Genomic DNA, 8,124 nt, shown 5'->3' with positions numbered 1-8,124 from the left:
GGTTGTTGTGTGGTAACTCCATCCTACTGAAGAGCGGACCGTCTTTATATCTTGGGGTTCTACTGTGGACTAAAGCGGCTTGCTGAATAAGCCTCGTGGTCTCCGGGCGACAGATCGTCGAGCAGCCCGACCGGCGGTCCCAGCGGCGCGAGCGTCGGCTCCCGGGCGGGCGCGGCCCGGGCCGGCCGCCAGCGTCGCCACCTGCCGCGCCGCCGCGCGACGACGATCAGCGCCCCGGCCAGCGCCACGCCGAGCAGGCCGGCGCAGAGCCGGAGCGCGGTCACGGTCAGCCGCTGCCACTCGCGGGCCCGCGCGACCGCGGCCGGGTCGACCCGCGGGACGAGCGGCGCCGCGGCAGCTGTCGGGTCCGCCGCCACCAGGCGCTCGGTCACCGCCCGGTACGGGTCGACCGCCCCGGCCCCGTAGGCGTCGCTGCGTGGACCGCCCGGGCTCGGGCTCGCGGTCGCGATCAGCCGCCGCGCCACCGCCCGCGCGTCCAGGTCCGGGTGGTACTGCCGGACCAGCGCGGCGGCGCCGGAGACGAACGCGGTCGCGAAGCTGGTCCCGCGCAGCACGGCGTGCCCGCGCTGCCGGGTCGCGGCCACCACCCCGTCCCCGGGCGCGACCAGGTCGACGAAGTCGCCGCGCCCGGACTCGTCGAGCACCCGCCCGGACTCGTCGACCGCGCCCACGCCGAGCACGTCCGGATAGGCGGCCGGGTACGGCGTCGGGTTGCCGTCCGTGGCCGAGTTGCCGGCCGCGGCCACCACCAGCACGTTCGCACCGGTGGCGAACTCGACCGCGGCCCGGACCGCCGGGTCGTCGGCGGTGAAGACGGCCGAGATGTTGATGATCCCGGCTCCGGCGGCGACCGCGTCCCGGACCGCGGTGGCGAAACGGGCCGGGCTCACCGCCTCGCCGGACGACTCCTCACCGTCCGAGCGGCGCTCGCTGACGATCACCGGCAGCAGGCGCGCGCCCGGCGCGATGCCGCGGAAGCCGGCGCCGTCCACGGCGCGCGCCGCGATGATGCTCCCGACCGCGGTGCCGTGCCCGACGCAGTCCCGGTCCCCCCGGCCGCCGGCACTGTAGAGGTAGTCCCTGCCGCCCAGCACCTGGCCGGCCAGCTGCGGGTGGGCGGCGTCCACACCGGAGTCGAGCACCGCCACAGTGATCCCGGCGCCAGTGGCGAGCGGGTAGGCGCGCTGCGGCAGCAACGCGCGCTGCGGCCACGGCACCGGCGCGATCACCTGTCCCGGCTCCTGGCACTGCGGCGCGGCGGCCGAGGCCGGCGGTGGGACCGCCAGAAGCGCGCCCGCCAGCAGCGCTCGCATGATCATGCCGGTACCCGTGCCAGTACCGGATCGAGGGCCGGCCCTTCGCGCAGCATCGCGACGAGCGCGGCCGGCATGCGGACCGCGCGGCCGGTGTCGTACCCGAGGGCCCGCAGCGCCTCCGGGGACGCGAGCGAGTAGCGAACGCCCTGGTCGGTGACGAGCGCGAACGTGCCGGCCGGCGCGTCCGGGCCGGAGACCGCCTCGGCGAGCACGCCGTCGCCGGCCGGCACCACCACCTCGTCCGGTGCGGCGGCCCCGCCGGGCTGGGCGGCCGAGACGCCCGCGCCGGGTCCGGGCAGCGTCGCGCCGATCGTGAGCCGCATCGGCGACTCCACGCCGCCGAACGTGGTGCACAGCACGCTGCGTGCGCCGTCCTCGACCACACGGGGCCGCCGGGCGGGCACCAGCTCCTGCCCCTCGACCGCCGGGAGGCCGCGTGCGGACCGCCGGGCGCCGCCCAGGTCGTTGCGGGTCAACGGCTCAACGGCGCCGCCCGGGTACGCCGCAGCGGTCGCCGGATCGTTGATGATCAGGTCGGCCTGCAGCTCGGTGATGTCCGCGATCCCGTCCGCGAGCACCACGTAGAACTGCGAGTCGCCGCTCTGCGACCGGGTCCGCACCACCTGGCCGACAAGCGCGCCGGACAGGCCGGCGGGCGCGCCGCGCTCCGCGATCGGGATCGGCCCGATGTCCGCGCCCTGCGGGATCGCGTTCACGAACGCGGGCGCGGCCGGGATCACCTGGGCCGGCGTGAGCGCGAGCGCGCTGAACACCATCTGCGGCTCACGGAGCAGGAAGCGCAGGTCGTGCCAGACCAGGTAGAACGAGCCGTCCGGGTGGCCGGCGAGCAGCGCGTCGTCGCCGAGCTGCCGGCCGGCCGCACCGGGCAGGTCCGCGATGTAGAGCACGGCGTCGGTGCCGGGGCTGCCGGTGTCCGTGGTGACCGGGCGCGAGCACAGCGACCAGGGCTCCGGGCGCAGCCGCTCCGGCTCGGGCAGGCTGTCCGGGACGCCGGCGATGCCGAGCGGCGCACCGCGGGGCGTGCCGCGCAGCGAGGCGCGCGAGACGCTCACCACCGACGGCGCGGCGCTCTTCAGGATCAGCCGGGCGGATGTGTAGTTGAGGACCGGGTGCAGCTTGCCGTCCAGGTAGACGTAGCGGGCGCCGGTGTCCTTCTCAAGGATCAGCACCTCGTCGCTGCGCCAGGTCTTCTTGCCGCTGGGGAAGAGCACGCCGAAGATCCCCACGGCCGCGAGCGCCAGCACCGCGGCCATCGCGCCGATGAAGAGCGTGCCTGCCGCGCGCGGGAACGGCACCCGGGCCGCGTCGGCGTCCCGGAAGGCGAAGGCCGACACCACCCGCTGCATCATGAACTGATTGCTGAACAGCTGGTCCCGGCGGCTCGGCACGGAACCTCCTCACGCTCGGCGCGGACCGGGACCCCGGCCGTCGAGGCCGGGATCCCGGGACGGTTCGCGGACGGTTCGCGGACGGTCAGAAGTAGCCCATCGCCCGCTTGTCGGCGGAGCGCATGTTCTCCGAACCGGTGTCGAGTGACGCCTTCACCTGCGTCAGGATCAGGACGATGTGGTCGGAGGCGGCGGTCCACCGATCCTTGCGGATCTTGTAGGCGGTCTGCGCCTCCGAGGTCCAGGCGTCCGTCTCCAGCGGTCGCAGGTCCGTCGCGAGCTGGTCGAGCGTGCCTCGCATGGACCGGATGGCCGTGTCGATCGCGGTGACCGCCTCGGCGATGGTGTCGAAGTTGTAGACGATCTGGCCGTCTGCGGCGTTTCCCATGTCGGTCTCCTCCCCGTTCCTCAGCCGCGCAGCCGGTTGACGATGTTGCCGGCGTCGTCGGCGGCCTTGGACACCTCGGCCTGCGCCTCGGTGTCGGCGACATCGAAGTCCCGGCCGGACGACCGGACGCCCTCCGCCACCTCGTTCAGACTGTCGGTGATGATCACCAGGTCGTTGTTGATGTCCGTCTTGACCTTCTGGAACGTGGTGCCCGTCTGACCGATGAGGCCCGTCGCCATCGGCTCCAGATTGATCAGTAGCGCGCTGAGCATCTGCGAGATCTGGCCGCCCGCATCGTCCGCCTTGTTGGCCGCCGCCTGCAGTTCAGGCGTAATCGCATTGAGTGCCAAAATCCGTCACCCCCGCTGTGGATATGTCGCCCCGACCGGCATTCAGCGCGCCGAATCGGGCTGCTCAACGCAGACTAGCGACGCCTGTCCACCTTTTCAGGCCCGCGAGATCCATGAATTAATGTTGATCTCGATGAATTGCGGAGAATGTCAGAAAGAGACGGAGACATCCACGCCGTCGTCGGTCTGATAATGATCGACAATGGCCGGATCGGACGTTTCCCCGATCTCGCCGCGCGTGTCGTACACCATCATGGGTTTGCGGGTGACCGGGTCGCGGCGGCCGACCACCGGCGGCACGCCGTCCTCGGGCGCGTCCCACAGCACGTCGCGGCTCTCATCGAGGCCCATCCACCGAGTGTACGAGTCGGCCGCGGCGGCGACCCCGTCCACGAACGAGGGACGGGCGTCTACCGGGCGGGTTAGCTCGCTCAGGCGGTTTGTTCTGGCGCTGCGGACCATGCGGACGGCGGGGTGTGCCGGACATCCTTGACGTCGGTCCATCCGGGCCGCCAGGAACGTCGGCGTACCGACCGGGAGTTGATCCATGCCTGCAGAACTCGTCCGTTACGACGGTCACGAACTCCGTTTCACCGGTACGGTGCTTGAGTTCGCAGTCGTCCTTCAGCCACTGCTCGGGCTGTCCGGGCTGGTCGCGAAGGTGGTGGCGTCCCGCGTCGAGGTGGAGCGCCTCCGGGTGCGCGGCGGGAGCATGACGGTCAGCGGCGACGTCTCACGGGCGAACCCGGCCCGGGGAGGGCGGCCGATATCGCGGGCCTCGGCCGCTACGTGGAACTCCGGTACGCCCCGGCCCGCACGCGGCGGACCCCGGACCACGCCTGGCGGGTCCTCCTCGGCCGGCGACGTGACGGACCGGCGACCGGCACGCAGGGCCACGGCGGCCGTCCAGGTCGCCGCCGCGGACCTCGGCGGGCTGGAGCAGCGGTTCGATGCGGCACTGCGGGCGATCCGGCTGGAGGGCGCGAACCGGCACGCCGAGGCCGACCGGCGGTTCGCGGCGGAGATGTCGCGGATCGACGGCGCGTTTCAGCAGGAGATGGCGCGCCAGGCCGAGCTGCGACGGCAGAGCCGGCGCTCGTTCGCCGAGGCCCGGGAACACCTGCGGCGGCGGGAAGCGGACCGGCGGGACCTCGGCGCGGCGATGAGTGAGGCGACCCGGCTGATGGGCGGGCGGACAAGCCTGGCCGAACTTGCCGCGTTCGCCGTCCCCGTGCTGTCCCAGGCGATGACCGCGGTGGTCACCGGCCAGGACGGCACGGCCGCGGTCCTCGACGCGCTCCGCCGTCCCGCACTGCCGGCCGGTCGCGCGGGAAGACCGTACCCGGCATGACGTGTCTGGTCTTCGCGTTCCTGGTTCTCGGCGGCGTGATCCTTGTGCTGATCGCCCGCCCGAGGAACCGCCCGACGCACCACCGGCCCGGCCGCGAGGTCGTCCACTACGGCCGGCAGCAGCAGGTAGTGGTGACCCGGCCGAAGAAGAGGAAGAAACCTCAGGTACGGCAGGAGCCGGCGTCCGGCGGCGGCACGCTCTACACCGAGGCGCAGGTCCGGGCGATCCTGGAGAAGGCGCTCGGCGCGGTGTGGGAGGCCGAGCAGAAGTCCGTGCGCGCGCAGGTCAAGGAGCAGGAGCGCCGGGTCGCCGCACGGCTGCGACAGCACCAGCGCGAATCCGACTTCGCGGAACTTCGCGGCCTGCACGAGAAGTCCCGGCAGACCGCCGACCTCGCCTTCACGATGCTCGGCGACGCCCGCGGCGCGGAGAACACGGTGAGCGAGAACATTCGCAACGTGCACCGCGCGATCAAAGCCGACCAGGCCCGGGGCGGCTCCCACGTGGCCGCGATGCGGCACACGCTCGACGCGCTTCACGTCGACCGGGACGTGCTGCGCACCCATCGCGAACGATACGAGCAGGACGTCCAGCGCCTGAACAAGGAGACGGCCCGGCTGCGCGACGCGATCGGCGCGAACTGCGGCGCGCCGGGCCGGAGGTGGCACGAGGCGCTGATGGAACGCACCCGGCGGCGCAAAGCCGAACGGCAACGCGATTGACCCGTTCCGCCGACCACGTCCGGCGGACATCGCGGCCCGGGAGAGTGAACGATCCGGACCCGGGCCCGCGGCTGGCTAGCCTGCACCGCATGGAGCTGAGATTCGACGTGGACGGCGACCACCAGCAGGCGCTGGCGCTGACCCGCTGGCTGCGCGACGAACGCGAGTTGCGCGGCTGCGTACGGCACGAGCCCGGCCGCGCGGACCCGGAGGCGATGGGCACGGTCTCCGACATCGTGGTGCCGCTCGCCGCCGCGTTCGCGTCGGGTGCGCTGACCGCGCTCGCCGAGTCGCTTGTCACGTTCGTGACGACCCGGCGGCACGGGGTGACGATCGAGATCGCCGCCGGCGCCGGCCCGGCGACCCGGATCACCGTCACCGGCGGCGACGACCCGGCCGCGCTCGCCGAGGCACTGGCCCGGATCGCGATCAACGAGAGGTGAGCACGTGCGTGTCCCGCAACGGGATCGGTCCAATCTGGTCATCGTCGGCACCAGCCGCTACGACGACAAGGAGCTGCACGATCTTCCCGGCGTCCGGAACAACGTCCGGGACCTCTGGACGCTGCTGACCGACCCGGCGGACGGGATCGTCGCGGACGACCGCTGCACTGTCGTGCTCGACCAGGCCGGCCCCCGGCCCGCGCTCCAGGCGGTGCGCGAACACGCCGAGGCGGCCACGGACACGCTCGTGGTGTACTTCGCCGGGCACGGGCTGCTCAGCGACGACGGCCGCCTCCATCTGGCGATGCGTGACACGTCCACAACGGACGTGGCGGTGAGCGGGCTCGCCTTCGAACGGTTCCACGAGGCGGTCTACCAGAACAGCGCGCGGAACACGGTCGTCATCCTGGACTGCTGCTACAGCGGGCGGGCGGTCAACGGCAGCATCGACGGCGACAGCTACCTGATCACCTCCACCCCGTCGAACCGGCCGGCGGTGGCACCGCTCGGCTGGACCCACACCGCCTTCAGCGGCGAACTGATCAAGCTGCTGCGTGACGGGATCCGCGACGGGCCGAAGATGCTGTCGGTCCAGTTCCTCTTCGAGCGCTTGCGGTCCGCCATGCAGGCCGGAGGCTTCCCGGCCCCGGCCAACCGGATGACGGGCACGGCCACCGGCGTCGTGCTGTCCCGCAACCGCTGGCCCGGATCGGCCGGCACACCGGCGCCCGCGGCCGCTCGGGAAGCCGTGCCCGCGCCCGTCCCGACCCAAGATCCAAGGCCATCAGCGGGTACGAAGCCAGCCGCCGGGTCCTCGGCGGGTGCGAGGCCGGCCGCTCTGTCCTCAGCAGATGCGAAGCCCGGCGCTGCTGCCCCACCGCGCGGCGACCGGCCGGCCACCGCGGCGGCCCGCACGTCTCCGGCGGTCAGGACATCGACGGTGACCGCCGCCGGAAACCTGCTGCGGGCCCCGGCGGCGCACCTCGTACCCGCGGAGGTTCGTGCCCCGGCCGCGAGGTACACGCCACTGCCCCGGCCGATCTTCTGCCCGGACGGGGAGACGCTCGTCGTCGGCGGGCGCGGCGGCCGGATGGAGATCTGGGACGTCGCGGCACGCCGCCTGCGGCACACCGTCGCGGAGGGCGTGGCGCACTACGCGGTCGGTGTCGGCGGCACGACGCTCGCCACCGCCGAGCGAGACCACACGATCGGCGTCTGGACGATCCGGACCGGACGCCGGATCGCCCGGCTCGACACGGCCGGCCGGTGGCTGGCGCTCCACCCCACAGTTCCGCTGCTTGTCAGCGTGGGACGGGAGCAGGACGCGGAGATCTGGGACGTGCGCACGCGCCGCAGGGTGCACCTGCTGCGCGGCCACGACGGCGACATCCTGCGCGGCGGCTTCAGCCCGGACGGCGGACGGGTGATCACCACCGGCCGGGACCGGACGCTGCGGTTGTGGGACGCACGGAGCGGGCGGCAGCTCACAGTCCTGTCAGGGGCGCATTCGCCCCGGCAGGTCGCGCTTCACACCGGTGCGGGCTGGGCCGCGACGACCCTTGCCTCCGGAGGGGTACGGCTGCGTTCCCTCGACACCGGCGAGAAGCTTGCGGATCTGCGCGACGAGAGCATCCCGTCGGAGGTGCTGGCCGGGCGCGACGGCCGGACACTCGCGACACTCACGGCGGGCGGTCGGGTCCGGGTCTTCGACATCCGCAGCGGGCGTACGGTGCTGGACCGGCAGGACGAGCCGGTCAGCCGCATCCTGTACGGGCCCGGGTCGTCACTCGCGACCATGACGAACGACGGCGTGGTCCGGGTGCGGGATTTCCGGACCGGCAGGGTGCGGCACACGCTTCGCGACGGTCTGCGTGCGCCGTGCTGGCTCACGTTCGACCAGGGTGGCGACCGCGCGGCGCTGGGCCGGCGCGACCGTACCGTGCACCTGTTCGATCTGCGGTCCGGCGGTGGTCCGCAGCCGTTACCCGCTGTCGCACGTCCCACCGGCCCGCCGCCCGGCGATCGCGGCGACGACTTCCTTCGATCGGTGTACGAGCGGCTGCGTACCACATCATGATCGTTTGAATGTGGTGAGCCGGAACGGATGGCCGCCTCAGCGTGGCG

The 8,124-nt window shown here is 72.9% G+C and carries 9 protein-coding genes; 4 read left to right on the top strand and 5 right to left on the bottom strand.

Annotated features, from left to right (window positions below; translation table 11 throughout):
- Nucleotides 1-59 precede the first annotated feature (59 nt).
- The 5 genes from mycP to ACIA8K_RS34660 form a co-directional block, all read right to left on the bottom strand.
- A complete protein-coding gene (gene mycP / locus ACIA8K_RS34680) occupies nt 60-1,334 on the bottom strand; it encodes a type VII secretion-associated serine protease mycosin (RefSeq protein WP_396067101.1) in 1,275 nt (424 codons plus the stop codon).
- Nucleotides 1,335-1,336: 2 nt separating this feature from the next.
- Nucleotides 1,337-2,746: a type VII secretion protein EccB gene (gene eccB / locus ACIA8K_RS34675; protein WP_396067098.1), complete on the bottom strand. Its 1,410-nt coding sequence runs from the start codon at nt 2,744-2,746 to the stop codon at nt 1,337-1,339.
- Between the two features lie 85 nt (nt 2,747-2,831).
- A complete protein-coding gene (locus tag ACIA8K_RS34670) occupies nt 2,832-3,134 on the bottom strand; it encodes a WXG100 family type VII secretion target (RefSeq protein WP_396067095.1) in 303 nt (100 codons plus the stop codon).
- 20 nt (nt 3,135-3,154) lie between these two features.
- Nucleotides 3,155-3,484 carry a WXG100 family type VII secretion target gene (locus tag ACIA8K_RS34665; protein WP_396067092.1) on the bottom strand — a complete coding sequence of 110 codons (330 nt, stop codon included), beginning with the start codon at nt 3,482-3,484 and terminating at the stop codon, nt 3,155-3,157.
- Nucleotides 3,485-3,634: 150 nt separating this feature from the next.
- Complete coding sequence (locus ACIA8K_RS34660; RefSeq protein WP_396067090.1) at nt 3,635-3,835, bottom strand: hypothetical protein; 201 nt, start codon at nt 3,833-3,835, stop codon at nt 3,635-3,637.
- Between the two features lie 196 nt (nt 3,836-4,031).
- Between ACIA8K_RS34660 and ACIA8K_RS34655 the strand changes: the two genes are divergently transcribed.
- The 4 genes from ACIA8K_RS34655 to ACIA8K_RS34640 all read left to right on the top strand — a co-directional run bounded on the left by ACIA8K_RS34655 (nt 4,032) and on the right by ACIA8K_RS34640 (nt 8,077).
- Nucleotides 4,032-4,835: a hypothetical protein gene (locus ACIA8K_RS34655; RefSeq protein ID WP_396067088.1), complete on the top strand. Its 804-nt coding sequence runs from the start codon at nt 4,032-4,034 to the stop codon at nt 4,833-4,835.
- Nucleotides 4,832-5,557 carry a hypothetical protein gene (locus ACIA8K_RS34650; protein ID WP_396067085.1) on the top strand — a complete coding sequence of 242 codons (726 nt, stop codon included), beginning with the start codon at nt 4,832-4,834 and terminating at the stop codon, nt 5,555-5,557. Before ACIA8K_RS34655 ends, ACIA8K_RS34650 begins: the two co-directional genes overlap by 4 nt.
- Before the next feature lie 89 nt (nt 5,558-5,646).
- On the top strand, nt 5,647-6,000 hold the full coding sequence (locus tag ACIA8K_RS34645) for a hypothetical protein (protein WP_396067082.1): 354 nt from the start codon (nt 5,647-5,649) through the stop codon (nt 5,998-6,000).
- A 4-nt stretch (nt 6,001-6,004) separates the two neighbouring features.
- Complete coding sequence (locus ACIA8K_RS34640; protein ID WP_396067080.1) at nt 6,005-8,077, top strand: caspase family protein; 2,073 nt, start codon at nt 6,005-6,007, stop codon at nt 8,075-8,077.
- Nucleotides 8,078-8,124 lie beyond the last annotated feature (47 nt).

Origin of the sequence: Catenuloplanes sp. NPDC051500, assembly GCF_044454585.1 — a bacterium.
In the GTDB taxonomy this organism is placed as follows: Bacteria; Actinomycetota; Actinomycetes; order Mycobacteriales; family Micromonosporaceae; genus Catenuloplanes.
This window is presented reverse-complemented; position numbering and strand designations above follow the sequence as displayed.

Excerpts from the sequence above, each read along its gene's own strand:
- mycP (WP_396067101.1), bottom strand. The coding sequence starts at position 1,334 with ATGCGAGCGCTGCTGGCGGGCGCGCTTCTGGCGGTCCCACCGCCGGCC.
- ACIA8K_RS34645 (WP_396067082.1), top strand. The coding sequence starts at position 5,647 with ATGGAGCTGAGATTCGACGTGGACGGCGACCACCAGCAGGCGCTGGCG.
- ACIA8K_RS34650 (WP_396067085.1), top strand. The coding sequence starts at position 4,832 with ATGACGTGTCTGGTCTTCGCGTTCCTGGTTCTCGGCGGCGTGATCCTT.
- ACIA8K_RS34660 (WP_396067090.1), bottom strand. The coding sequence starts at position 3,835 with ATGGGCCTCGATGAGAGCCGCGACGTGCTGTGGGACGCGCCCGAGGAC.
- ACIA8K_RS34670 (WP_396067095.1), bottom strand. The coding sequence starts at position 3,134 with ATGGGAAACGCCGCAGACGGCCAGATCGTCTACAACTTCGACACCATC.
- ACIA8K_RS34655 (WP_396067088.1), top strand. The coding sequence starts at position 4,032 with ATGCCTGCAGAACTCGTCCGTTACGACGGTCACGAACTCCGTTTCACC.